Origin of the sequence: Duganella margarita, assembly GCF_009857535.1 — a bacterium.
GTDB lineage: Bacteria > Pseudomonadota > Gammaproteobacteria > Burkholderiales > Burkholderiaceae_D > Rugamonas > Rugamonas margarita.
In genome coordinates this window covers 216534-241948 of sequence record NZ_WWCS01000006.1, presented here as the reverse complement: position 1 = coordinate 241948, position 25415 = coordinate 216534, and the positions used below count along the sequence as shown (strand labels likewise).

Annotated in this window: 21 protein-coding genes; 6 read left to right on the top strand and 15 right to left on the bottom strand. The window is 62.8% G+C overall.

What is annotated here, in order from left to right; translation table 11 throughout:
• Positions 1 to 68 precede the first annotated feature (68 nt).
• The 4 genes from GTP55_RS11910 (at position 69) to GTP55_RS11895 (ending at position 4869) form a co-directional block, all read left to right on the top strand.
• Entirely contained in the window at positions 69 to 1703 is a 1635-nt protein-coding gene (locus tag GTP55_RS11910; RefSeq protein WP_161045139.1) for a Na+/H+ antiporter, read from the top strand.
• 4 nt (positions 1704 to 1707) lie between these two features.
• Positions 1708 to 2814, top strand: a complete 1107-nt coding sequence (locus tag GTP55_RS11905; RefSeq protein WP_161045138.1) for a sensor histidine kinase — start codon at positions 1708 to 1710, stop codon at positions 2812 to 2814.
• Complete coding sequence (locus GTP55_RS11900) at positions 2802 to 3560, top strand: LytR/AlgR family response regulator transcription factor (protein ID WP_161045137.1); 759 nt, start codon at positions 2802 to 2804, stop codon at positions 3558 to 3560. The genes GTP55_RS11905 and GTP55_RS11900 overlap by 13 nt, the downstream gene beginning before the upstream one ends.
• A gap of 97 nt (positions 3561 to 3657) precedes the next feature.
• On the top strand, positions 3658 to 4869 hold the full coding sequence (locus GTP55_RS11895; protein ID WP_161045136.1) for an acyltransferase family protein: 1212 nt from the start codon (positions 3658 to 3660) through the stop codon (positions 4867 to 4869).
• A gap of 174 nt (positions 4870 to 5043) precedes the next feature.
• On the opposite strand, the gene GTP55_RS11890 is transcribed toward GTP55_RS11895, so the two are convergent.
• Positions 5044 to 5226: a hypothetical protein gene (locus tag GTP55_RS11890; protein ID WP_161045135.1), complete on the bottom strand. Its 183-nt coding sequence runs from the start codon at positions 5224 to 5226 to the stop codon at positions 5044 to 5046.
• A gap of 142 nt (positions 5227 to 5368) precedes the next feature.
• Entirely contained in the window at positions 5369 to 5503 is a 135-nt protein-coding gene (locus GTP55_RS30040) for a hypothetical protein (RefSeq protein WP_267876849.1), read from the bottom strand.
• A 359-nt stretch (positions 5504 to 5862) separates the two neighbouring features.
• Between GTP55_RS30040 and GTP55_RS11885 the strand changes: the two genes are divergently transcribed.
• Complete coding sequence (locus GTP55_RS11885; RefSeq protein WP_202423663.1) at positions 5863 to 7518, top strand: methyl-accepting chemotaxis protein; 1656 nt, start codon at positions 5863 to 5865, stop codon at positions 7516 to 7518.
• Here GTP55_RS11885 and GTP55_RS11880 read toward each other — a convergent pair.
• Together GTP55_RS11880 and GTP55_RS11875 are read right to left on the bottom strand one after the other, a co-directional pair.
• Positions 7515 to 9926 (bottom strand): penicillin acylase family protein, encoded by a 2412-nt coding sequence (locus GTP55_RS11880; protein ID WP_161045134.1) that lies wholly within the window; start codon positions 9924 to 9926, stop codon positions 7515 to 7517. The two genes, GTP55_RS11885 and GTP55_RS11880, sit on opposite strands and share 4 nt — an antisense overlap.
• A 12-nt stretch (positions 9927 to 9938) precedes the next feature.
• Positions 9939 to 10901, bottom strand: coding sequence for a bifunctional helix-turn-helix transcriptional regulator/GNAT family N-acetyltransferase (locus GTP55_RS11875; protein ID WP_161045133.1), 963 nt, complete (start codon positions 10899 to 10901; stop codon positions 9939 to 9941).
• Between the two features lie 161 nt (positions 10902 to 11062).
• Between GTP55_RS11875 and GTP55_RS11870 the strand changes: the two genes are divergently transcribed.
• Positions 11063 to 11392 (top strand): four-helix bundle copper-binding protein, encoded by a 330-nt coding sequence (locus tag GTP55_RS11870; RefSeq protein WP_161045132.1) that lies wholly within the window; start codon positions 11063 to 11065, stop codon positions 11390 to 11392.
• Here GTP55_RS11870 and GTP55_RS11865 read toward each other — a convergent pair.
• From GTP55_RS11865 to GTP55_RS11815, 11 genes are all read right to left on the bottom strand, one after another.
• Positions 11389 to 12756, bottom strand: a complete 1368-nt coding sequence (locus GTP55_RS11865; protein WP_161045131.1) for a hypothetical protein — start codon at positions 12754 to 12756, stop codon at positions 11389 to 11391. The genes GTP55_RS11870 and GTP55_RS11865 overlap by 4 nt on opposite strands.
• Positions 12757 to 12788: 32 nt before the next feature.
• The gene (locus GTP55_RS11860; protein WP_161045130.1) at positions 12789 to 13502 is read right to left on the bottom strand and encodes a PEP-CTERM sorting domain-containing protein; all 714 of its coding nucleotides are present in this window, start codon (positions 13500 to 13502) and stop codon (positions 12789 to 12791) included.
• A 113-nt stretch (positions 13503 to 13615) separates the two neighbouring features.
• Positions 13616 to 14554: a LysR family transcriptional regulator gene (locus tag GTP55_RS11855; protein ID WP_161045129.1), complete on the bottom strand. Its 939-nt coding sequence runs from the start codon at positions 14552 to 14554 to the stop codon at positions 13616 to 13618.
• A 56-nt stretch (positions 14555 to 14610) separates the two neighbouring features.
• Entirely contained in the window at positions 14611 to 15564 is a 954-nt protein-coding gene (locus GTP55_RS11850) for a glycoside hydrolase family 43 protein (protein WP_161045271.1), read from the bottom strand.
• 40 nt (positions 15565 to 15604) lie between these two features.
• Entirely contained in the window at positions 15605 to 16603 is a 999-nt protein-coding gene (yjfF, locus tag GTP55_RS11845; protein ID WP_161045128.1) for a galactofuranose ABC transporter, permease protein YjfF, read from the bottom strand.
• 5 nt (positions 16604 to 16608) lie between these two features.
• Positions 16609 to 17703: an ABC transporter permease gene (locus GTP55_RS11840; protein ID WP_371868334.1), complete on the bottom strand. Its 1095-nt coding sequence runs from the start codon at positions 17701 to 17703 to the stop codon at positions 16609 to 16611.
• Positions 17696 to 19243: a sugar ABC transporter ATP-binding protein gene (locus tag GTP55_RS11835; RefSeq protein ID WP_161045127.1), complete on the bottom strand. Its 1548-nt coding sequence runs from the start codon at positions 19241 to 19243 to the stop codon at positions 17696 to 17698. Before GTP55_RS11835 ends, GTP55_RS11840 begins: the two co-directional genes overlap by 8 nt.
• On the bottom strand, positions 19243 to 20208 hold the full coding sequence (locus GTP55_RS11830; RefSeq protein ID WP_161045126.1) for an ABC transporter substrate-binding protein: 966 nt from the start codon (positions 20206 to 20208) through the stop codon (positions 19243 to 19245). Before GTP55_RS11830 ends, GTP55_RS11835 begins: the two co-directional genes overlap by 1 nt.
• 110 nt (positions 20209 to 20318) lie before the next feature.
• The gene (locus GTP55_RS11825; RefSeq protein WP_161045125.1) at positions 20319 to 22745 is read right to left on the bottom strand and encodes a glycoside hydrolase family 127 protein; all 2427 of its coding nucleotides are present in this window, start codon (positions 22743 to 22745) and stop codon (positions 20319 to 20321) included.
• Positions 22745 to 23758 carry an arabinan endo-1,5-alpha-L-arabinosidase gene (locus GTP55_RS11820; RefSeq protein WP_161045124.1) on the bottom strand — a complete coding sequence of 338 codons (1014 nt, stop codon included), beginning with the start codon at positions 23756 to 23758 and terminating at the stop codon, positions 22745 to 22747. The genes GTP55_RS11825 and GTP55_RS11820 overlap by 1 nt, the downstream gene beginning before the upstream one ends.
• 103 nt (positions 23759 to 23861) lie before the next feature.
• Positions 23862 to 25412 (bottom strand): glycoside hydrolase family 43 protein, encoded by a 1551-nt coding sequence (locus GTP55_RS11815; protein ID WP_371868333.1) that lies wholly within the window; start codon positions 25410 to 25412, stop codon positions 23862 to 23864.
• Between the last annotated feature and the right edge of the window lie 3 nt (positions 25413 to 25415).

Genomic DNA, 25415 nt, shown 5'->3' with positions numbered 1-25415 from the left:
AACTTTTTACCGGACAGACGATAGTGTAAGCTTAGCCTGTTTAACCGTACATGGAGTAAAGCTAGGGCATGGATTCAATCGAAGTCGTCTTGATCATGATGCTGGCGGTGGTCGCCAGCGCGTATATTCGCCGGGTGCTGCCGGGCACCATTCCGCTGCCGCTGGTGCAGATCGGCCTGGGCGCGCTGATCGCCGCCAAATCCGAACATGGGGTCGACCTCGAACCGGACCTGTTCTTCCTGGTCTTCTTGCCGCCGCTGCTGTTCCTGGACGGCTGGCGCATCCCCAAGAGCGGCCTGCTGCGCGACAAAGGCACCATCATCGAACTGGCGTTCGGGCTGGTGGTGTTTACCGTCATCGGCGCCGGCTTCCTGATCCACTGGATGATCCCGGCCATGCCGCTGCCGGTGGCCTTTGCACTGGCCGCCATCGTCTCGCCCACCGACCCGGTGGCCGTGAGCTCGATCACCGCCACCACACCGATTCCCAAACGGCTGATGCATATCCTGGAAGGCGAATCGCTGCTCAACGACGCCTCCGGCCTGGTGTGCTTCCGCTTTGCGGTGGCCGCCGCCATGACCGGCGCCTTCTCGCTGCAAACCGCCGCCGTCACCTTCTTCTGGCTGGTGGCCGGCGGCATCGCGGCCGGCGTCGGCGTGACCTGGCTGATCACCTGGGTGCAACGCTGGCTGACCCGCCACTTCGGCGAGCCGCCAGGTTCGCCGATCCTGGTCAACCTGCTGATGCCGTTCGGCGCCTACCTGGTGGCCGAACGCCTGCACGCCTCCGGCATCCTGGCGGCGGTGGCGGCCGGCGTCACCATGAGCTATGTCGAATTGAGCGGCCACGCCATGGCCAGCACCCGCATCCAGCGCTCGGCCGTGTGGGACACGGTGCAGTTCTCGCTCAACGGCGTAATGTTCGTGCTGCTGGGCGAACAGCTGCCGGAGATTTTCCGCCTGGCGGGCACGTCGCTGGAAGAAAGCGGACACCTGAACCGCTGGTGGCTGCTGGTGTACGCGCTGGCCATCACCGCCGGCCTGCTGGTGCTGCGCATGGCGTGGGTCTGGACCTCGCTGCGGCTAACCATCTTCAAGCAGAAGTTCCGCCACCAGGCGCGCCAGAAAATCAATCCGCGCCTGTTGCTGGCCACCACGCTGGCCGGCGCGCGCGGCACCATCACGCTGGCCGGCGTGCTGACGCTGCCGCTGGTGCTGCCGGACGGCGCGCCGTTCCCGGCGCGCGCGCTGACCATCTTCCTGGCCTGCTCGGTGATCCTGCTGTCGCTGCTGGTGGCCAGCATCGCCCTGCCACGGCTGCTGGCCGGCATGACCTTCCCGGCCGAGCCGGAAGAACAGCAGGAAGAAGACCTGGCGCGCCGCACCGCTGCCAATGCCGCCATCTCCGCCATCGAGAAAGCCCAGGTAGCGCTGATGGAATCGGACGCCTGCATCGACCCGGATGTCTATCCGGAGGCGGCCGCGCGCGTGATCGCCTTTTATGAGCACAAGCTGAAGGAGGTTGATCCCGAAAGCGAACAGGCCTGGCGCAAGACCGATTCCGCCGAACGCGAACTGCGGCTGGCGGCGCTGGCCGCCGAGCGCAACACCGTGTTCGACCTGGCGCGCCACGATCATATTTCCGACGAAACCTCGCGCAAGCTGGTACGCGAAATCGACCTGATGGAAGCGCGCTACCGCTAACCCCATGCACCGCACCCGCACCGTCATCGCCCTCGCCTGGCTGCTGTTCTGGCTACTGATGATCACCACCTCGGTCCAGGAATACCTGCGCGACCACGATCACGGCCTGTGGAAGCCGGTGCTGTGGGAAGGCTCGTCGGCGCTGACCGGCACCCTGCTGCTGCTGGCGCAGCGCCACTTTACGCGCCGCTACGACCACCTGATCGACGCCCCGCTGCGCTGGTTCGCGCGCCAGCTGGTGTGGCTGCCGGTGTACTGGCTGGCGTTCGTGCCGGTCGCCTTCGGCATCCGCCACGCGGTCTACGCGTGGGCCGGCGAACCCTATCCGCACGGCGGCTGGGCCGGGATCTATCTGTACGAAGACATCAAGATGACGGTGTTCTTTTTCATCTTCGCCACCATCACCTTCGGCGTGCTGTCGTTCCACGCCATGCTGGACGAAAAACTGCGGGTGGAGCGCGCCAATGCGTCGTTGCGCGAGGCGCAGCTGCTGCGCCTGAGCCAGCAGATGCAGCCGCACTTCCTGTTCAACGCCTTGAATACCATCTCGTCGCTGATGTACAGCGACGTGGCGCGCGCCGACGCCATGCTGGTGCAGCTGTCGGACGTGCTGCGCGCCACGCTCGATGTCGGCGAGCGCCATCTGGTGCCGCTGGAAATGGAGCTGCGGCTGCTGCGCGGTTACGCCGCGCTGATGGCCGAGCGCTTCTCGGACCGCGTCAGCATCGCGTGGCAGGTTGACGACACGTTGCTGGCCTGCGCGGTGCCGGTGATGAGCATGCAGCCCTTGCTGGAAAACGTGTTCAAGCACACCGTGGAAAAGCGCCGCCAGCCAACCGCCATCACACTATCTGTCCAGCGCCAGCAGGACATGCTGGTGCTGCGTGTCGAGGACGACGCCGGCCTGCTGCCCGCCGCCACGCCAGCAGCAGGCGGGCCGGCGGCGGGCAGCGCCGCGAACGCGGACCGCAGCGCCGGCGCGGGCGGCATCGGCGTGCGCAATCTGCGCCAACGTCTGGCCGCGCTGTATGGCGACCAGGCAGCGTTTGACCTGATCCAGCTCTCGCCCGCCGGCGTGCGGGCCGAAGTGAGGCTGCCATGCGCGTCCTGATCGTCGACGACGAACGCCCCGCGCGCGACAAGCTGCGCCGCATGCTGGCGGCCGAACCGGGCATCGACACCATCGAAGAAGCCCGCGACGGCGTCGAAGCGCTGGAAATGCTGCCCACCTTCGCCCCCGACCTGCTGCTGCTCGACATCCAGATGCCCGAAATCACCGGCCTCGATGTCGCCGCGTCCTTGCCAGCGCCGGCGCCGCTGGTGGTGTTCGTCACCGCCTACGACGAATATGCCGTGCGCGCCTTCGACGCCAACGCCATCGACTACCTGCTCAAGCCCTACGACCAGTCCCGCCTGCAACGCGCATTGCAGCGCGCACGCGAACGCCTGGCCGCAGCGCGCACCGCCGCCGACGCATCAGCCGCCGACGCACCACCGCGGCAAACGCCCGCCTCCGCCCTGCCCGCCGTCACCCAACTGCTGGTCCCCGACCGCACCGGCACCCGCATCGTCAAAGTCGACGCCATTCAATGGATCGAAACCGCCGACAACTACATCATCCTGCACACCGCAGACGGCCAGCCGCTGATGCGCCAGACCCTGGCCGGCCTGCTGGACAAACTCGGCCCGCGCTTCATCCGCTGCCACCGCCGCGCCGCCGTGCAGGTGGACTGCATCGCCAGCATCGTCAACCATGATAAAGGGGACGGCGAACTGCTGTTGCACAGCGGCGCGTGCGTCCCCCTCAGCCGTCAATACCGCGCCGATGTCGTCGCGCGGATCGCCGACAACACCTAGGCGTCCAACTCGCCCCAGGCGCCACCCGGTTCGCCCCACCACGCTGGACGCAGCGCCGCCGGCTCCTTAACCTTAAGACATCACAAAGGAGCTATCAATGACCAAGCCACGCCTGTATTTCCTCGACTGGATCCGCATCTTCGCGTTCTTCGTGCTGATCTTTTACCACACCGGCATGTACTACGTGACCTGGGACTGGCACGTCAAAAGTCCTTACGCCAGCGACGCCATCGAACCGCTGATGATCCTGTCCTCACCATGGCGTCTCGGCCTGCTGTTCATGATTTCCGGCGTGGCCACCGCCTTCATGCTGCAAAAACTGCGCGTCGGCGCCCTGCTCAAGCAGCGCAGCTGGCGGCTGCTGGTGCCGCTCATATTCGGCATGTTCGTCATCGTGCCGCCGCAGTCATACTTCGAGGTAGTGGAAAAGGTCGCCTACCATGGCAGCTACGCGGAATTCATGCGCCTCTACGTCAGCAGCTACCACGGCTTCTGCCGTGGCGCCGACTGCCTGCGCATGCCGACCTGGAACCACCTGTGGTTCGTCGCCTACCTGTGGGCCTACACCATGATCGGCGGCTTGATCGTGTGGCTGCTCGGCGCCCGCTTCCAGCGCCTGTCCGACGCGCTGGGACGCCTGCTGAGCGGCTGGCGCATCATCGTGCTGCCGGTGATCGTACTGGCGGTGGCGCGCTGCACGCTGGCCGACCGCTTCCCCACCACCCATGCGCTGGTCGACGACTGGTACAGCCACGCCCAGTACTTCTTCCTGTTCGCCCTGGGTGCGCTGCTGGCGATGCAGACCGGCTTCTGGGCCCGCGTCGACGCGCTGCGCTGGACCAGCCTTGGCCTGTGGCTGTGCAGCTGGGCGCTGATCGTCTGCTACTGGTCGATCCCGGAAGCGCTGGCCACGCCGGAAGTGCTGCAATGGAAGCCGGTGATGCGCGCCATCTACTGCCTGTGCCAATGGGCGCCGATCCTGACCGTATGCGGCTTCGGCCACCGTCACCTGAACTTCGACAGCGCCAAGCGCCGCTACCTGACCGAAGCCGTGTTCCCGGTCTACATCCTGCACCAGACGCTGATCGTCAGCATGGCGCACTGGATGAAGCCCATCAAACTGGCGCCGGACATCGAAGGCACCTTCCTGATCGTGCTCACTTTCGGCATCAGCTTCGGCGTGTTTGAGGTGGTGCGCCGCATTGGCGTGCTGCGCCCACTGTTCGGGCTGGCCTCGCCAGCGTCCGCCGCGCTGGCGCGGGCGCCGGCCTCAGGCCAACCACTGCAGGAACTGGCCGCTGAGCGGTAGCGCGCCGGCAACGGCCAGCCGGCCAGGCTCCACAGCACGCCGGCCAGCGTCGACTGGATAATCGGATTGGCGGCCAGGTTGCGGGCGATGCGGCCGGGCCGGGGCGGCGCCGCTCCACCACGACAGCGCCATCACCGCGATCAACCACCAGCAGGCACAGCGCCAGCGACAACATCACCAGCGCCGCCGTCGGCGCGCGAACAACAACGACGAGACGGCAATGTCGAAATAGGTGTTGGGCCGCACCGCGCCCTGCACCACCGACGAGCGCGACGCCGCCGGCAAGGCGCGCGCCGGCCACAGCGCCAGCAGCGTCGCCAGCGCCACCAGCAGGGTCGCCAGCGTCAGCTCGGCCACCTGCGCCGAACGGAAACTAAGCCTGGCGATGCCGCTGAACAGCAGCGCCGGAAAGCAGATGTTGTAAGAGAACTTTTCAATCGCCGGGAAAAACGCCGGTAGCAGCCAGCGTAGCGCCGGATCGCCACCCCCAGCGCGATGATCAGCAACACCGGTTGCCGTTGAAATCGCTGAAATAGCGGCCGACGATGGCCAGGATGGCGGCCTGGTCCTGGCCCCAGTCGAAGTCGCGCTCGGCGACCAACATCTGCGGTGCATGCTGCGGTGCTGCGCCCATTTGAACCTCCTTAAATACGCCCAATGGGAATATTTGGCAGATGCTAGGCAGTAAATATTGCATTGCAATACACCCAAGCTAGTTTCATTTTTCCTCTGCGGCGCGATGGAATGCTGATTTGGAGGCGATATTTTGTTGCAACGCAACAATGGAAATGTAACTGAGCAGGGTCTTAGAATAATGTGTCCATGTGGAAACTACTTAGCCCCGCGCTGCCCAGGTTTCCCCCTGGCGGGTGACGCAGAAACAATTCTCCTGTGCTACCATTCGTTTCCCATGGGAAATCTCACACATTCTCACTATCGTCATCTAATAACAAACCAGGGCGCGCGCCGCCCATTGCTTCTGAAGGATTTTTTATGACTTTGTTACGTAATTTGAAGCTGGCGACCAAGCTCGGCCTGGCGTTCGCACTGGTGCTGGCGCTGGCGGCGGCGGTCGACATTTTTGCGATCGTCAAGCTGGCCCAGGTGAACAACGCTTCGACCGAACTGTCGTCGCGCTGGATGCCGGCGATGCGCGTGGTGCAGGATCTCAAGGCGCAAATCGCCCGGGTCCGGACCCGCGAGTTCCAGTACATCATCTCCAGCGACCCGGCCGAGATGGACAAGTACGACAAAGTCATCGCCAATGATTTGGCCGACCTGGACAAAATGCAGGCAAGCTACGCCAAACTGATCGCCACGCCCGAGGAAAAAGCGCTGTACGCCGACTTCCTGGCGATGTGGGAACGCTACATGACCGAGGACGGCAAGATCCGCGCCGCCGCGCGCCGCAGCGACGACATCGCCGCCAAGCAACTGATCCGCGGCGAGTCGAACAAACTGATCGTGTCGCTGCGCGGCCAGGTCGACAAGCTGGTGGCGCTGTACGGTGAAGGCGGCGACGCCGCCTCCCAGCGCGCCGACGCCCTTTACGCCGCGGCCCGCTTCTGGATCGTCACCCTGCTGATCGGCTCGGTCGTGCTGGGCGCCCTGTGCGCAACGCTGATCACCCGCTGGCTGGTGCAGCGCCTGGGCGGCGAACCGGACTACGCGGTGGAGATCGCCGGCAAGATCGCCGACGGCGATCTGTCGGTCGCGATCGACACACGCGCAGACGACCACGGCAGCCTGCTGTTCGCCATGAAATCGATGCGCGACAGCCTGGCCGGCCTGGTCCAGCAGGTGCGCGCCGGCACCGACACCATCGCCACCGCCTCGCAGCAGATCGCCGCCGGCAATGTCGACCTGTCGGCACGCACCGAGCAGCAGGCCGCGTCGCTGGAGGAAACGGCGGCGTCGATGGAGGAGCTGACCAGCACCGTGAAGCAGAATTCGGCCAGCGCCAGCGAAGCCAATGCACTGGCGCTGAGCGCCTCGGCGGTGGCGCAAAAAGGCGGCGCCGTGGTCTCGCAGGTGGTGCAGACCATGGGCTCGATCAACCAGTCGTCGCGCAAGATCGTCGACATCATCGGCGTGATCGACGGCATCGCCTTCCAGACCAACATCCTGGCGCTGAACGCCGCGGTGGAAGCGGCGCGCGCCGGCGAACAGGGGCGCGGCTTTGCCGTGGTGGCCTCCGAAGTGCGCAACCTGGCGCAACGATCGGCGGCGGCGGCCAAGGAAATCAAGGAACTGATCAGCGATTCGGTCGATCAGGTCGAAAGCGGCAGCAAGCTGGTCGAACAGGCCGGCGCCACCATGCAGGACGTGGTGGTTAGCGTGCGCCGCGTGACCGACATCATGGGCGAGATCAGCGCCGCCGGCGAGGAACAGCGCGCCGGCATCGAACAGGTCAACACCGCCATCGCCGGCATGGACGCGGTGACCCAGCAGAACGCCGCGCTGGTGGAGGAAGCCACGGCCGCCTCGCAAAGCATGCAGGACCAGGCGGCCTCGCTGAGCGAACTGGTGGCGGTGTTTCAACTGGCGCAGCCATCCGCCCGCAGCCGTCGCGACCTGCACGCGGTCAACGGCACGGCGCGCGCGCCGGCGGCGCAGGTAATGGCCTTGCCGCTGCGCCGTCAGGCTTAACGCACAAACGTCAACGTATGCTGCGCAGGTCCCGGCAGCAGTGGCGACTCCCGCCCGGTAAGCCAGTCCATGCGGCCATCGAGGAAGTACGGCGACAAGGGGTGGCCACTTTGCCCGCCCGGCATGTTGAAGATACCCTGCTCCTCGTGGCCCGGCGACACCGTCAGCCGCTCCGACTGGCCAAACGTAGGCCCGGCCACGCGCGGCATGTGCTGGTCGCCCGGCAGCATGTCCGGGGCGACCTTCAGGTATTTGCCCAGCAGCGGAACGGCAGACGCCATCGGGTGTGCGCTGGCCGCCGTGTTGCGCTGGCCCCAGGTGGCATTCTTCAGCGGCTGCCCGTCCTTGGTCAGCTCCGCGATCACGCGGTCCAGCGCCGCCAGCTGCAAGGCTTCCCAGCTTGGATACCGCGACGGCAGCCAGCCGGCCGGCTGCTGGTCCAGCAAGCGCGCCAGCACCACCGGCCAGCGCGCGCTGACCGCCGCCATGCTGGCCTTGGGATCGATCTGCGCCAGCTCCGCATTGACGCCGCCGTAGGTGATGTCGTATACCGCGTACATGAAGCCCCGCGTGATCCGGTAACCGGCCGAATCCACACTGGCCTTGCCGCTCCAGTTCTCCTTCAGCAGCGCCAGCGCCTCGGTGCGTTGCGCGTTGCCGGCGATGGCCTTGGCGTCGAGCGCGCCAATCGCACGCTCACGCCACGCCGTCAGGAACACAGCGCGGTCATCGAGGCCGATAGCATACACTTTCTTGACATCCGTTTTCGGCCCCAACGCGGTCAAGTCGTCCCGCACCTGATGCGCGCGCGCACCGAGATCGAAGCCGCCGTCACCAATCAAGGCCGCGCCCGCGCCGGCCAGCTGGCGGCTGTTGGCGGTGCCAAGCTGTCCTTGCGGCGGATTGACCACCTTCGGATACTCCGCCGGCGCCAGCCAGCCTTGCCACTGGCCGGCCGCATCATCGGCCGTCAGCGGATAAGTCGAAGCCACGCCATGCGCTGCACGTCGCGGCAGCGGGCCGGCGATGGTCCATCCGATATTGCCCTTGTCATCGCCGGCGACGAAATTCTGCGCAGGCACGCCGAGCGTCGGCGCAATCGCCAGCGCCTGATCCAGCGTATCTGCCGATTCCAGCTTGCCCGCGTTGAAGTTGACGGCGCCCGGCAGATGCGCGCTCCAGTGCAGCGCATAGCTGCGGCCCTGCACCTCGCGGATCGGGCCGAGCGAGGTCTCGCGCACCGCCAGTTTCACTGCCGGCGCACCTTTCACCAGAATGGTTTCCTCCTGCACCACCGGCGTTTCCCATCCGGCCTGCGTGCGCACCTGGCCCGGCTTGGCGGCGTCGCTATCGAGCGCGATCAGGTCCAGGTAATCGCCATAACTATTGGTGAAGCCCCAGGCCACATGGCCGTTACTGCCCACCACCACGAACGGCGCGCCGGGCAGCGTGACACCCACCATGCGGCGCTGGCCGCCCTTCCCATCCGGGAACTGCAAGGCGGCGCGATACCAGATGGCCGGCAGCTGGATGCCAAGATGCATATCGTCGGCCACGATGGCGGCGCCGGTATCGCTGCGCGTGCCGGCCACCGCCCAGTTATTGCTGCCGACCGTGTTGAGGAATTCGGCTTGCGCCAGCTTGGCCGACTTGGCCGCATCGGCATCCGCGCCTTTCGGCTTACCCCACCATGCCGGCGGCGCCGATGGCATCACCACCTCAGCCTCGATCTGCTGCGCATCGAGCGGCGCATCCCATGGCGTCGACTCGGGCGCGAGGAAGGCGCGCTGCTCCTCGGTGGTGTGATCGCGGAACCAGCCGCGCGCCAGTTCGCGCGATTCCAGATTGCCTTGCAAATCGAAATACATGGCCCAGATCACCAGCAGCGTATCGGCCTGCGTCCACGGGCGCGGCGTCTCGCCCACCAGCGCATATTCAAACGGCTTGGTTTTGAGCGCATGCAGCCCGTCGTTAACGCCGGCCACATAACGGTCCAGCAGCGCGCGGTCTTCTGCGGGCATGGACTTCAGCGCCAGTTCGCCGCGCGCGCGGAAGCGGTGCAGCCGATGCGCTTTATCCAGCGGCAGCGCAATCTCGCCAAACAGCTCGGACAACTCGCCGGCTGCCGAGCGGCGCAGCAAATCCATCTGGAAGAAGCGCTCCTGCGCATGCACAAAACCGGTGGCATAAGCCACGTCGCCACGGCTGCCGCCACTGATGACCGGCACACCATGCGCATCGCGCGCGATGCTGGCCGTGGTTTCCATTCCGGCAGTCTGGCGCGTGCCATCCAGCTGCGCCAGACTACCGCGCAAATACAGCCATGCTCCGGCAACCGCCAGCACCAGCAGCACCAGCGCCGCCAATAAAATCCGCTTCGACCACTCCGCCAGTCTGCTCGTCCGCATGCTGTCCCCAATTTAGGATGAAGCTATGCATATTGCCATAAGATCGAGCTCCCACGTCTCATTGACCATATCTTTGCCGAAGGCGTGCACCGGTTCCTCGGCCACCAGCACATAGCCTTTGCTCTGGTAGATATGGCGCGCTTCCTTTTGCTGGTCCGTGGTCCACAGGCGCATTTTGCGGTAGCCGGCTTCGCGCGCGAAGCGGTGGCATTCATCCACCAGGCGCGATCCCAGTCCGTAGCCGCGCGCCTGCTCTTCCACCAGCAGCAACCGCAGCTTGGCCACGCCGTCCTCGCCGCTGCGCGCCAGCGCGATCGAGCCGACCGGCTGACCGTTCATCTCGGCGATCCAGCAGTGTTCCAGCGCCGGATCGAAGTCGCGCTCGAAATCGGCGCAGATCTGGCCGACCAGCGTTTCAAAACTGCGGTCCCAGCCCTGTTGTGTGGCATACAACTCGCCGTGGCGGCGCGTGATCCACGCCATGTCGCCCGCACGATGAGCGCGCAGTACGAACGGCTGCGCGTATTTGAGGCCGGACTCCGTATCAAGCAGCTCGCGGATGGTACGCATTGCATCCAGCATGCGCAGCTGGTCGGCATCGCCGAAGCGCGACAGCATGTCGCCTACTTCTTCGCGCGAGCGGCGGTCCAGCGGTTCATAGACGGCACGACCTTGCTCCGTCAAATGCAGCAGCTTGGAGCGGCCATCGGTGGTGGATGGCACTTTGCTGACCAGGCCCGCGCTTTCGAACTTGGCGACGATGCGGCTGAGGTAACCACGATCCAGCCCGAGGTCGCGGCACAGCGCGGCCGATGGCTGGTCGCCGTGGTGCGCCAGTTCGTACAGGACGCGCATCTCGGTCAGCGTGAATTCGCTGTGCAGCAGGCCTTCGCGCAGCACGCCGATCTGGCGCGTGAAAAATCGGTTAAACGAACGGACCGTCGCAACGCGGTCGCTAAAAACGGGGGCAACCATGACTACTCCAGCAATCGATATGATGGGATTGTGCGATAGAATGCTGACTCAGTCAACAATCTCGAAAAAGGCAAAAGTCGCGCAGGCGCCAATTTGCGAGGCAGCGCACAGAAGTCCGCCCGCCGCGCGCCTAGCATGATAGCTTCTTTAAAGGAGCGGTCATGAACGACATTCCCGATATGCAGGACTGTATTGACGCCTGCACCAATTGCCACCAGGCCTGCCTGCAAACTGCGCTGACGCACTGCCTCAACATGGGCGGCAGGCATGTCGCGCCGGACCATTTCCGTTTGATGATGGACTGCGCCGCTATCTGCGAAACCTCCGCCAACCTGCAACTGAGCGGCTCCCCTTTCAGCGCGCGCCTGTGCGCCCTCTGCGCAGACATCTGCCATGCCTGCGCGCTGAGTTGCTTGGAACTGGATGGCATGGAAGAATGCGCCCGCGCCTGTGAGGCGTGCGAGCACACCTGCCGTGCGATGGCTGCTTAGATACCGAGGTGGGATTGCGACAGCAGATCGCGCCGGGTATTGGATACCTCGGGCGTGCTGCTTTCGTCGGTCAGGATGCCCATCACGTACTTCAGCACTTGCGTGGTGCGGGTGATGTGTTCGTCGACAGTCCCGCGCACCAGCATGCCATTGTGGTAGCCGATTTCGGTATCCCTTGAGCGGTCCTCGCTGACATGCTTGAAGTAGTAGTTTTGCGAGCCCTTGCTGTTGTCCAGCGCCAGCGGCGTAGCGCCGAGCGATTCGTGGAAGCTGGCCTCCAGGTGCGCGTGCTGCTTCTGCGAGATGGAGCGATTGCGCTGGCTGTCACCGCTGATGTTGGTGCTCTGCGAGACCTGATAAGAGAATGTATCCATTTCATTCTGCCGCATCGGATTGGACGCGAGCGGCGTGTCGCTCATGGAAGCGTCAAAGTCCGGCAGCCCGGTCGAAAGCGCATGATCGCTGTCCGACAAATTAATGGGGCGATTACTGACCACCGTGGTCTCCGACGCAACACCCGTCATCTGCTGAAACGCCGACTTGAACGTGGCCAGCGTCGACTCGTTGGCGTGGCCGCGAATACCGGCTTCGTCAAACTGCTTCAGATACGCATCCATGCCCGCCTTGCGCTGCTGCGCATTGCCCATGCCAGCCAACTGGCGCAGGTCGACGCTGACATTAACTTTACCGTCCGGCCCATCTGAGGTGAACGAGCGCTTCGCGTGATCGACATAAAAAGTCTGCGTTTGCGCCGGCGCGGTGCCAAACTGCGTTTTCGCCTCCACATCAACCGACGACACCAATGACGAATCGTAGGCCAGCAGCCCGGTGAAATCCAGCTTGGATCCATCCCGCATGCTGTCGATGGCGTTCTGGAAGCCGTCCGCCAGCTTGGCCAGTGCAGCACGGTCAGCCGCACCAAGCTTGCTGCTACTGCTTACCTGTAGCGAGAGGCTATTGGCTTTGCTATCCAGGTTGACCTTGACGTCGATACCGTCAGCCATCTTGATGCTCAACGCGACTTGATATCCACCCGCTACCGGATCGGCATTCAACAGCGACACCGACTGCGAGAAATCACCCGAGTCGCGCAGCGCGGCGGCGCCCAAACCGTCAAAACGATCCAACAGGGATTTCGAGCCATAATTGATGGTCATCAGCGATGTGAGCGGATCGCTGGATTTGACCTTCCACGTCAGCGCGCTGGCCAACGGTGCCTGCATGCTTTGCAGGCTGCCGGAAGATGCGACACTGGACGCTTGCGCCCCAGTGTCAGCAACAATGGGAAGATTTTGTTGTCCCTGCACCTTGAATACCGGAGGCACAGAGACAACGCTGCTGCTTAAAGGGGATATGGTCGTCATAACCTATAGTAGCGACACAATCCCTACCAAAATTAAATCCGCGCGCGACGACGTGCCAAACCGATCAGGCCCAGGCCAGCCAGCAGCATGGCGTAGGTTTCCGGCTCCGGCACGGCGGAGACGGTGCCATTGACGGCGAACGGCAGTTCCACCGATAAGTCGCTGCCGGACTCTACAAGCTGGGCGAAAGCACCGCCACCAGTCGCTTGGGCCGCGTTACCTTGACGCGCATCGGAGGTAGGCGGCTGCCAAGGACCGGAAACGCCGGTACCGGCCAAGCCCCAGGCCAGCCAGTAGTGGCCGGAGGCGAGCGTGATGTCGGTGATGTCGGCGTCGACCTTGAAGATGCGGCGCTGGGTGTCGTTCAGCGTGGTATCGGTGACGCGGTAACCGGCCAGTCCACCATTAGTGACATCTGTGGTGCCGAAAGCAACCACGGTGCCGGTGTTGACGTCATTACCGGAGACAATGCTCCAGGTGGCGGAAGTGAAGCTGAAACCAGTGGCGCCAGTTTGATAACCATAGAAACTCAGGCTGGAGATATCCCAGCTTTTGCCAACGGTGATGGTGAAGTCATCAGCAACGAAATTACCCACATTGGATTGGTCCCCGAAGCCAAAGGTGGTGGCGTTCGGCGCGATGGCGGACAAGCCATTGGATCCGACTACTGGACCGTTGTTGTACAACTCACCTGCGTTAGCGATGCTCGAAACCAATGCCAGTACCGCGATTGCGATTTTCTTCATTCTGTTCCCCAAGTGGTTTAGTCGAGCCCAAAAGTAACATTAAATTAACTAAGTTAGCAATAAATTATTTAGTATATTAATATTACTTTTAGGCGCTTGCACTTGCGGGAAAGTTAGTAGATCTCCTGCGCCACCTCGCGCACGGACTTGAGCAGCAGCTCGGCCCCTGGCGACAGGATGTGGCCATTGACGGTGATGATGCCGAAAGCGTCCATGCGGCACGGTAGTTCGATCGGCAGGATATTCAGCACACCCTGCGACTCGTAATACTGCGCCACCGCGATCGGCATCACGTTGAGCGCGTCGGTCTGCTGCAGCAGCGGCTTAATCAGCAGCACCGCCGTGGTGTCGACCACGTTGATTGGCACTTCCAGCCCCGCGCGGCGAAACATCAGTTCACAGCGCGCGCGCAGGATCGAACCTTGCGGCGGCAAAATCCACGGCTGGTCGGCGATGTCCCGCAGTTGCAGGTTCTTGGACTTCATCAGCGGATGACCCACCCGCACCACCGCGCACGCCGGCTCGTCGCCCAGCTCCTCGTAACTCAGTCCCTGGGCGCTTTCGCGCTCCGGAATCCGTCCGATCATGAAATCGAGCCGGCCGCGCTGCAACTGCTCCAGCAGCACATTGGACAGCTCCATCTCCACGCCGATGCGCAGCTTGGGCGCCAGCTGCTTGGTGCGCGTGATCGCCTTCGGCAGCAGCGAAATCCCCGGCGTCATGATGGTGCCGATGTCCACCTGCCCGGTCAGCCCGGCTTTGATGGCGACAATATCCTCATGCGCCGCCGATAGGCTGGTCAGCGCCATGCGGGCGTGACGTATCATCGTCTCGCCGTAAATGGTCGGCTCCATGCCGCGCGGCAGACGATCGAACAGCTGCACGCCCAGCATCTCCTCCAGATCCTTCAACTGCTTGGACGCGGCGGGCTGCGTCATGTGCAGCTCCTCGGAGGCGCGGTGGATGTTGCGTTGTTCGTCCAGCGCGATCAGCAGCAGCAGCTGGCGCGTTTTGAGGCGCGCGCGCAGGAACCAGTTAGGGTTTGTATCCATGGGTAAATGATATCAGGTTCGGCATTGATTATTATTCAATGCCATTGTTATTGATATCACTTGCAAGCAGCACTAGGATTGGCCGCAGGGCCTTCCCTGGTCTGCTTGATAAATGGAATCGTGCCGTCTGCGTTGTATGCAAACTCCTCTACCGCGACCGAACGGCGGTACTCGCCGCCGCCCGGCAGTTTGGCGTTGTGATAGATGATGTAGTTCTTGCCGTTGAATTCCACAATCGCCTGGTGGATGGTCTTGACCTTGACGTTCTTCGACATGATCACGCCGCGATAAGTCCACGGACCGGTGGCGCTCGGACCGGTCATGTACGCCGTCTCCTCCGGAAATTCGCGCGAGTACGACAGGTAGTAAGTGCCGTTATGCTTGTGCAGGTAAGACGCTTCCGTGAAGCGCTCCACGCCCACCGTATGGATCGGGCCATCCAGCTCGATCATATTGGCTTTCAGCTTGGCCCACTTCAGCACCGAATTGCCCCAGTAGAGGTAAGCCTGGCCGTCGTCGTCCTGGAAGATCGCCGGGTCGATATCGTCCCAGGCGATTTGCGTTTCCAGCGTCATGTTGTTGGTGATGAGCGCCGAGCCGCGCGCGTCGACAAACGGGCCTTCCGGCTTGTCGGACACCGCCACGCCAATGGCGCGGCCGGGAATGCTGGCGTGATCCACCGTGGCGTAGAAGTAGTACTTGCCATCGCGCTTGGTGATGTCGGCCGCCCACGCATCCACTTTGCCGATCGCCCATTTGAAGGCGGACGGCTGGATCGGCGAGCCACGATCGGTCCAGTTCTTCATGTCGCAGCTGCTGTACAGGCGCCATTCCTTCATCACGTAATCCTTGTCGGCCGGCGTGGCCTGGTCATGGCCGACGTACAGATAGACCGTGCCGTTTTCCACAAGGGCCGCAGGATCGGCGGTGAACACCTTGGGCAGGATGGGATTGGCGGCTTGCGCGGCGGGCGCCAGCAAACCCGCCAGCACGCTCGCCGTAGCGAACATCAGACTCTTTTTCAAAATACTCTCCAGTGTCGTCGTTGATTTATTTTTTATTGGCGCGCATCGTCATCACGCGTTGTACTACACAGAAGATGAACAGCAGACCGCCGATCACAATCTTGGTCCACCAGGAGCTGAGCGTGCCGTCGAAGGCAATCAGCGTCTGGATGGCGCCCAGTACCAGCACGCCGGTCAGCGCGCCGGCCACGTAGCCATAACCGCCGCTCAGCAGCGTGCCGCCGATGACCACCGCGGCGATGGCGTCCAGCTCCGTGCCCTGCGCGTGCAGGCCGTACCCGGACAGCATGTAGAACGAAAACAGCACGCCGGCCAGCGCCGCGCAGAAGCCGGAGAAGGCGTAGATCAGCACCTTGGTGCGGGCCACGCGCAATCCCATCATCAGCGCCGATTGTTCATTGCCGCCGACGGCGTAGATGGCGCGGCCAAACGGCGTGCAGTGCGCAACGTAGATGGCGGCGGCCAGCGTCACCAGCGCAATCAACGCACCCGGCGAAATGAAGCAATCGCCGATCGGCAACTGCGTTTGCGACATGGCGACAAAGAACGGATCGTCGATCGTGATCGAGTTAATGCTGATCAGGTAGCACAGCCCGCGCGCCAGGAACATGCCGGCCAGCGTAACGATGAACGGTTGCAGCTTGAAGTAATGGATCAACGCACCCATGGCGGCGCCAAACACGGTGCCCATCGCCAGTGCGATGACGATCACCAGCAGCGGCGGCAAGTGCCAGGTCTGGAGCATGTAGGCGCAAACCATGGTGGTCAGCGCCAGCACCGAACCGACAGACAGATCGATGCCGCCGGAGAGAATGACGAAGCTCATGCCAACCGCGATCACCAGCAGAAAGGCGTTGTCGATCAGGAGGTTGAACAGAACCTGCACCGACAGGAACCCTGTATAGGCGGCACCGCCGGCTACCAGCAGAACCAGCAGCAGAAAGACGGTGATCAACGACGTAAAGTACGGCGACGAAATGATCGAACGCGCCGGCCGCGCGGCGGCTGGGCTGGTGGTGCTCATGCTGCTCATTGTGCTTTACCTCCGCGGGCAGCCGGGAACGCGCGCCGCCACATGGTTTTGAACTCCGCCGACTGCGACACGCAAATCACGAACACCACCACCGACTTGACCACCATATTGACCTCCGGCGGCAGGCCGATGGAATAAATGGTGTAAGTCAGCGTCTGGATGATCAAAGCGCCAATCACGCTGCCGGCCAGGTTGAATTTGCCGCCGGCCAGCGAAGTGCCGCCCAGCGTCACGGCCAGGATGGCGTCCAGTTCCAGCAGCAGGCCGGCGTTATTGGCGTCCGCGCTCTTGATGTTGGAAGTGATCATCAGGCCGGCCACACCGGCGCAAGCGCTGCAAAACACGTAGACGAAGAAAATCAGCACCGCCGTCTTCAGGCCGGCCAGACGGGCCGCCACCGGATTGATGCCGACCGACTGGATGAACAGGCCGAGCGCGGTCTTCCGCATCAGCAGCGCGGTGACGATGAACACTGCGGCCACGATGTACAGCGAGAACGGCAAGCCAAACAGATAGCCGCTGCCGAGGAAGAAGAACGGCTGGTAGTAGACGGTGATGATCTGGCCATCGGTCAGCAGCTGCGCCAGACCGCGCCCCGCCACCATCAGGATCAGCGTGGCGACGATGGGTTGCAGCCCAAGGCCGGCCACCAGCGCGCCATTCCATGCGCCGCACAGCACCGCAGCGCCCATGGCGGCGGCCAGCGCGATCCACATCGGTGTGTTGGCCACGTACTCCGGCGTGCCGTTGTTCATGACCATGGTGCCGCCGACCAGCATGGCGGCAACGGTGCCGCTAATGGCGACCGTGGCGCCGACCGAGATGTCAATGCCGCGCGTGGCGATCACCAGCGTCATGCCGATGGCGGCCAGGATCAAAGGCGCGGCGCGGTTGGCGATGTCGATCAGGCTTCCGTACAGGTGGCCGTCCTTGATCTCCAGATGAAAAAAGCCTGGGACCATGATGAGGTCAATCAGCAGCAGGATCGCCAGCGCGGCCAGCGGACGGAATATGGGATGATGCACAAACATGGGCAGACTCGGTTTGGTTGACGCGCCGGCTGCGGCGTTGCTGGCGGCGGGACTACGCATGCTGATCCCCTGCTGCGATCACGTGCAGCACGGTGGTTTCATCCAGAGCACCGCGCGGGTATTCGCCGCCTTGTTTGCGGTCGCGCATGACGACAATGCGGTCGCTCACGCGCAGCACTTCGGGCAGTTCGGACGAAATGAACAGGATGGCCATGCCTTTCTTGCACAGGGCCGAGACGTAGTCCATGATTTCCTGCTTGGCGCGCACGTCGATGCCGCGGGTTGGTTCGTCCAGGATCAGCAGCCGGGGATCGGTCACCAGCCAGCGCGCCAGCAGTACTTTCTGCTGGTTGCCGCCGGAGAGCGAGCCGATTGGCGTTTCGATGCTGGCGGTTTTGATGCCGAGCGCTTTGACGTATTCTTCCGCCAGTTGCTGCTGGCGTTTCAACGGAATGGCGCGCAGGATGCCCATGCGGGCTTGCAGCGCCAGGATCAGGTTTTCGCGCACCGACAGTTCGAGGACGGCGCCTTCGTGCTTGCGGTCCTCGGAACAGAAGCCTATGCCGGCCGCGATGGCGTCGCGCGGAGACGAGAAATTGCGCTCCTTGCCGTCGATGGTGATCGTGCCGGTATCCGCCTTGTCCGCGCCAAACAGCAGGCGTGCCGCCTCGGTGCGGCCGGAGCCCAGCAGGCCGGCAAGGCCCAGCATTTCGCCCTGGCCGATTTCCAGATCCATCGGCTGCAAGGCGCCTTTGCGGCCCAAGCCGACAGCACGCAGAAAAGCGCCGAAGCGCGAGCCGCCGGCAGGCGCTTGCGCAGCATCCGCCTGGGCGACAGCGGTTGCCGGCGCAGCGGTCGGCGCACCGACCATCTTGTTGACCAACTCCACGCGCGACAAATCGGCGGCCAGGTATTCACCTTCCCGCTCGCCACTGCGCATCACTGTAATCCGATCCGAAATCGCATACGTCTGATCGAGGAAGTGCGTAACAAACAGAATCGCCATGCCCTGCTCGCGCAAGCCACGCAAAACGCTGAACAGCAAATCCACTTCCTTCTCATCCAGCGAGGAAGTCGGCTCGTCCAGAATCAGCACCTTGGCCGACACCAGCAGCGAACGCGAAATCGCCACCATCTGCTGAATCGCCAGCGGATACTGCGCCAGCGGCGCCGTCACATCAATCCGAATCTGCATCCGATCCAGCAGTGCCGTGGCCTGCGTCGTCATGCTGGCCCAATCGATGCGACCCAGCTTGCGCGGATAACGGCCAATGAAGATATTCTCCGCCACCGACAAATTCGGGCAAAGATTCACTTCCTGATAAACAGTGCTGATGCCATGGTGCTGCGCATCCAGCGTGGACTGCGGCTGTATCGGCTGGCCGGCCAGCACGATCTGGCCCTGATCCGGCGCATACACACCGGTCAGCACCTTGATCAAAGTCGACTTGCCGGCGCCGTTCTGGCCCATCAGCGTATGCACCTCACCGGGATACAGATTGAGCGACACGCCGCTCAACGCCTGCACACCGGTGAAAGCCTTGCTGATACCGCGCAGCTCCAGCACCGGGTTCGCGGGTGCGGAAGAATTCATCGTCATCAGTATTTACGGTTCGGGAATTCCTTGGCGGCGACGTCGGCCGGGAATACGCCTTCCTGCGTCACAACGCGCTTGGGTACAGGCTTGCCGGCGACGACATCCTTCGCCAGCTGCATCAGCTGAGGACCGAGCAGCGGATTGCACTCCACCGTCACGTTCAGCTTACCGGCGATCATGGCCTCAAACGCGCCTTTCACACCGTCGATGGAAATCACCAGAATGTCCCTGCCCGGTTTCAGGCCGGCTTCCTCAATCGCCTGGATCGCGCCGATGGCCATATCGTCATTGTGCGCATACAGCACGTTGATCTTCTTGCCCTCGGCTTTCAGGAAGGCTTCCATCACCTCCTTGCCCTTGGCGCGGGTGAAGTCGCCGGTTTGCGAACGGATCACTTTCAGCTTCGGATTACCGGCGATGACTTCTTCAAAGCCGTTCTTGCGGTCCAGCGCAGGCGCCGAGCCCACGGTGCCTTGCAGTTCAACGATATTCAAAACGGCATCAGGCGTTTTCTTTTGACGCTCCACCAGCCAGCGGCCGGCGCGACGGCCTTCTTCCACGAAGTCCGAGCCGAGGAAGGTCACGTACAGCGACGGATCGCTGACCTTGACCGCGCGATCGGTCAGGATCACAGGAATCTTGGCGCGCTTGGCTTCCAGCAGCACGGTATCCCAGCCCGATTCCACAACCGGCGAGAATGCAATCACGTCCACGCGCTGGGCGATGAAGGAGCGGATAGCCTTGACCTGGTTTTCCTGTTTTTGCTGGGCGTCGGCGAATTTGAGGGTGACGCCCTCCTTCTTGGCGGCGTCCTTGATCGAGACGGTATTCGCAGTGCGCCACTCACTTTCGGCGCCCACTTGCGAGAAACCGATCACCAGCGGCTTGGCGGCGAAGGCGGATGGCGCGCTCAGGGTGATGGCGGCGGCCAAAGCGGTGGCCAATACGGTTCTGCGATTGCATGTCATGGCAAGTCTCCTGATAAGTTTTTTTATATTGTTATTTGGATCAATACTATGAGAAACATAAATATCTATCCAATGATATTTTCACACTCTGCGATATCTTTTTTAGTATGTCAGCGCAGCAAACGTAGTCCGTACAGTCCGCCGGCCACCGAGCCATCACGGGCGACAAACTTCACTACCAGCTTGCCAGCTTGCGCGGCGCCGGGGGGAATCGGGTAGTCGCGGGTGTACAACTCCTGTGTCGCGCTGGCGTCGAGATGCACTTCGGCCAGCAACTGGCCGTTGACTAGGATATCGAAACGGCGTCCGGCATCCAGTTTTGAATATGTCAGCCGCAGGCTGCGGGCTTCGCCCTTCCTGTCGGTCAGGTCGTAGCTGAACCAGCTGGTCGCATGGCGCCAGTGCTTGCCCTTGTGGATGCCGGCGTCGGCGCCTTCAGCCTTGAAGAAGTGGTCGGACTCCGGCTGTTGTTCGCCCGGAGCCACCTGATCGATGGTTTGGGCATCCAGCGCCAGGCGCTCTTTTTCGTCCTCTGCCGCCTTGGCGCGGCGCCGGGCAAGATCGCCCGGCGTGGAATACGGCCAGTAGACGACATAGCGCGCATCGTGCACGCGGAAGAATGGCACGAAGGTGGTCGGGCCGGCGTCCACCGACTGCACCAGTCCCGGGGCGGTAAAGGTCAAGGGCCTGCCGGGGACGGGACGGAAGCGGTTGGCAAACGCCGCGTTGTCGCTGACCAGCACCGGCGCCTGCTCCAGCGGGCATACGGGACCGTTGGCGATGTGGCCCATTCGGCTGTCATCAGCCAGGTAATTCAGCTGCTCGCCGGGGAAGGGATTGGTTTTTGCAGCCAGCACCACAGGGCCGTGCAATACGGCGTAGTAAGCGGATTTGTCGGGCATCTGCTCCAGCCGCGTTGTCATCGGCAGGTGGATTTCGGCCTTGTCGCCATCGCGCCACGCCCGGCGCACATTGACATAACGGTCAGCGCCAATGGCGGCTGCCACCGGCTTGCCGTTGACGGTGATGCGCAAAGCGCCCTGTTCCACCCATTCCGGATAGCGCAACTTCAGCGTGAAGGTCTTGTTGCCCTTGACGGTGATGGTGCTGCGGTCTTCATCCGGGAAGCGGTTGGCCTGGCGGATTTGCACGCCCTGCTCGCGCCAATCTAGCGTGGATGGGATGAACAGGTTGACGTACAGGTTATCGCCGCGATGGGCGTAGATGAATTCTCCGTACTTGGCGTGGCTTTCCAGCCCGGATCCGACGCAGCACCACATGGCTTTTTGGGGCTGCGAATAGACGCGGTAGTGGTTCGGCCGCATCGGCGTGAAGTAAACGAAGCCACCGCTATCCGGCCGCTGTGACGACAATATGTGGTTATACAGCGCGCGCTCGTAGTAGTCGGCGTAGCTGCCTTTGGCATCGCCGAGGAACAGCAGCTCGGTGAGCTTGAGCATATTATAGGTATTGCAGGTCTCCGGGCCTTCCACCTCTTCGATCATCGGGCCGAAGTCTTTGTCGTCGTGGAAGTGCTCCTTGACGCTGTTGCCGCCGATGGCGACGGTGCGGTGGTCGTGGACGGTCTGCCAGAAGAAGGCCGCGGCTTGTTGCCAGTCTTTGCGGCTGGTGATGTCGCCAATGCGTTTGAAGCCGATCACTTTCGGAATCTGCGTGTTGGCGTGCAGGCCGGTGAGCTGGTCCTTGTTTTCTTCCAGCGGACGCAGGATGGCTTGATGGGAGAAGCGGATCGCCAGATCCATGTACTTCTGCTGGCCGGTCATTTGTGCGACGTCGGCCAGCACTTCGTTCATGCCGCCGTGTTCCGCGCGCAGCATGGATTGCATTTGTTCGTCGCTCAGGTGCGAGGTCAGCTCCAGTGTCCAGTCGCACAGGGCGATCAGCATCGCTCGGGCATCCTGGCTGCTGGCGTGGATATAGGCGTCGCGCAGGCCGGCGTAGGTTTTGTGGAGGTTGTACCACGGGACCCACTTGCCGTTGACCGAGAAGTTATCGGCTTGCAGTTTGCCTTGTGCGATGTCGCGCCATGCGGACGCGCCGCCGGGGACGCCACCGATGTAGCCGTCGCCATTGGCGTGCTGGCAGCGTTTGAGTTCTGCAACGAAGTAGTTCAGGCGCTTGAGGACTTCTTCATCGCCGGTGGCTGCGTACATCAAGGCGAGCGCCGACAGGTAATGGCCGCCCATGTGGCCATCAAGTCCGGTGGATTCCCAGTTGCCGTAGGTCGGCTGCTTGAGCGGGAGGCCTGCTTCGCGCAGGAATGGCGCCAGCAGACGGTCCGCGTCCAGCGACAGGATGTAGTGCAAATCGGTGCGTTGCGCTTCCAGGAAAGGACTCGGCCCAAGGCGCACGGCGCTTAGCGGGAACAGCGCGACCGGTACCTGCGACGCGGTGGCCTCCGCAGACCTCGCGGCCGGCGACGCAGCGGCAAACGTGCCATGCGACGCCACCGAGGCAGCTGCGCCGGCGGCCAGCTTCAGCGCGCGGCGGCGGGAGGACGTACGCGGGCCGGCCATTATTTCGCCGGCAGCTGGTTGCTGCGGTACTTGTTCAAATCCGCCTGATCGACCATCGGCCAGCCGGCGGCGTCAAACTTCATTTCCATGATCTTGAGCTTCTGCAGATAATTATCCGCAGTCTCGTACGCATGCAGCACCAGGTAATCCTTGCCGTCCATGGTGTAAGCACTGTTGTGGCCCAAGCCCTTCCAGTTCTTGTCGCCAGCAATCACCAGCGTGCCGCCGCCCTTCATCATGTCAACGCCGTTCTTGTCCAGATACGGCCCCGCCACCTCCTTCGAGCGGCCGACCATCACATGGTAAGTGCTGTCAGCCTTCTTGCAGCACAGCCCAAACGACACAAATAGATAATAGTAATCGCCCTTCTTGAAGATAAACGGCGCCTCGATCTCGCCCGGCCCGGCCTTCTCGGTGGCCGCCGCTTCGCCGCTGGTGCGGCTGGCAATCGCGTGCCACTCCTGCGGCTCCGCGATGCCAGTCCACTCCTTATTCAGCTTGACCAGTTTCAGACCGCTCCAGAAAGAACCGAACGACATCCACGCATTGCCCTTGCCATCCTCAATCACATTCGGATCGATGGCGTTCCAGTCGTCGCGCACCGGCACCGACTGCAACACCATGCCCTTGTCCACCCACTTGTAGTCAGGCGAACGAGGATTCAACGTTTTATTAACGGTGACGCCGATGCCGGACGTATTCTTGCCAAAGCCGGAAACGGAGTAATACAAATAGTATTGACCGTCATGGAATTGGATGTCCGGCGCCCAGATATGGTCGTCAAACGTCGGCGCGGCCTTCTTCGCCCACACCGGCTGGCCCTTGAACACGCGGCCCTCCGGCGTCCAGTTCTTCATATCCTTCGAACTGTAAAAGGTGATACCCGGCCCTGTGCTGAACACATAATAAGTATCGCCTTCCTTGGCCATCACCGGATCATGCACGCTGACTTCCTTGGCCGAGCATCCCATGACCGCCAACGCCATCGCCACCGTCGATAAAACATACTTCATCATAAAAATCCTTTTCACCGTCGTTCCCGCGAAAGCGGGAACCCATACGCCGCAAGCTGGCCAGCGTTCTATGGATTCCCGCCTGCGCGGGAATGACGGCGGGTTAATTGCCGATCCGGGCGCCCCAGATGGACACGCCGTCCACCGATTGCGCCGTCCAGGTCACCACAAACGCGCTGGCGTTGGTATTCCACTGGCGCGACAGCACGCCAGAGAAAGTACCGGTCGTTCCAAGCGTCAGCGTGACCTTGTTATTGCCATCATGCTTCCACGTGCCCGTCGCCGCGCCGGTGACCGTGCCGTCCGACGCCAGCAGAACAGTCGCAGACTGTTTGATTGTCGTCGTAATATCCTTGCCGTGGTTGACCATCTTGTACGTGCCCACCGCATCGGCCGCCGTCACCACCGCAGACAGCGCGGTCGTATTCTTGCTGAACGGCGCGTAGCGGAACGGCGCCACCACCGGCCAACCATCGGCATTGATGAACATCTCATGCACGCGGATCTGATGCAGCTCCCCCTGGTTCGGGAAGCGCGTATGGAAGATCAGGAAGTGCTGGCCGGTCGACGCTTCATAGTAAGCCGAGTTATGGCCCGGCGACACATAGCCCAGAGGCGTTCCGCTCTCGCCGGCCGCCAGCGCGAACTGGTAGTTCCCCATGATCTTCTGGCCATATGGCGCAATCGACGCATCGTCAAACAGCGGCAGCGCCGGATTGGCCTTGACGTTGGCCATGTCGTTGCCCTTCGCGTCCACATACGGACCGTCCGGATTCAGCGACCGCGATACGCGCATGTTATATGCGCCGTTCGCATCCAGCCCGCCAAAGGACGTGAACAGGTAGTAGAACTTCGACTGCGGGCTATACAGCACATAGGCGCCTTCGATCCGGGCGTGGTTACCGCCCAGCAGATGCTTGCCATAGCCCTGGCCCGGCTTCTGCAAACCGGTGGTGGTGTCCATCTCCAGGATGAAGATGCCGCCAGAGTAAGAGCCGTAGATCATCCACAGCTTGCCGGCCTGGTCGAAGAAGGTATTCGGGTCCACCACGTTGGGCATGGTCAGCGCGTCGTAGATGGTCACGCCGTCCTCGCCCGGCAAGCCCCACATGCCCGACTTGAGCAGGATCTGCTTGTTGACATACGGGCCTTCCACCTTGTCCGCCACCGCGACGCCCAGCGCCGAGCGCGGGGAGTCGCCTTTGCAGGCGCAGTAATAATGGTAGAACTTTCCGTCGGCGAGTTTGACCACGTCCGGCGCCCACAGGTCGGTGACCTGCGCCCAGGCGAAAGTGTCGGCCAACGCGGTCACCACGTTATTGAACAGCGGGTTGGTCGCGGTGACGTTGTCGGCGATCTTGGTCCAGTTCATCAGGTCCGTCGACTTGGCCGCAGCCAGGTGCGAGCCGAAGACGTAGAACGTGCCATCCACCTTGATGACGGACGGATCGTGGACCGAGGCTTCGGCGAACGTGATGACCGTCGGCGCCGGCGTAGGCACTGGCGTTGGCGTAGGGGCCGGAGTGGGCGTTGGTGTCGGCGTCGGCGTGGCGGCGACGGTGCTGCCGCCTCCCCCGCCGCCGCAGCCGGCCAGCACCAGCGCCACACCGCCGGCCGTAATCACCTTGCGGCGCGTGATTTTAGCGTCGTCCACGTG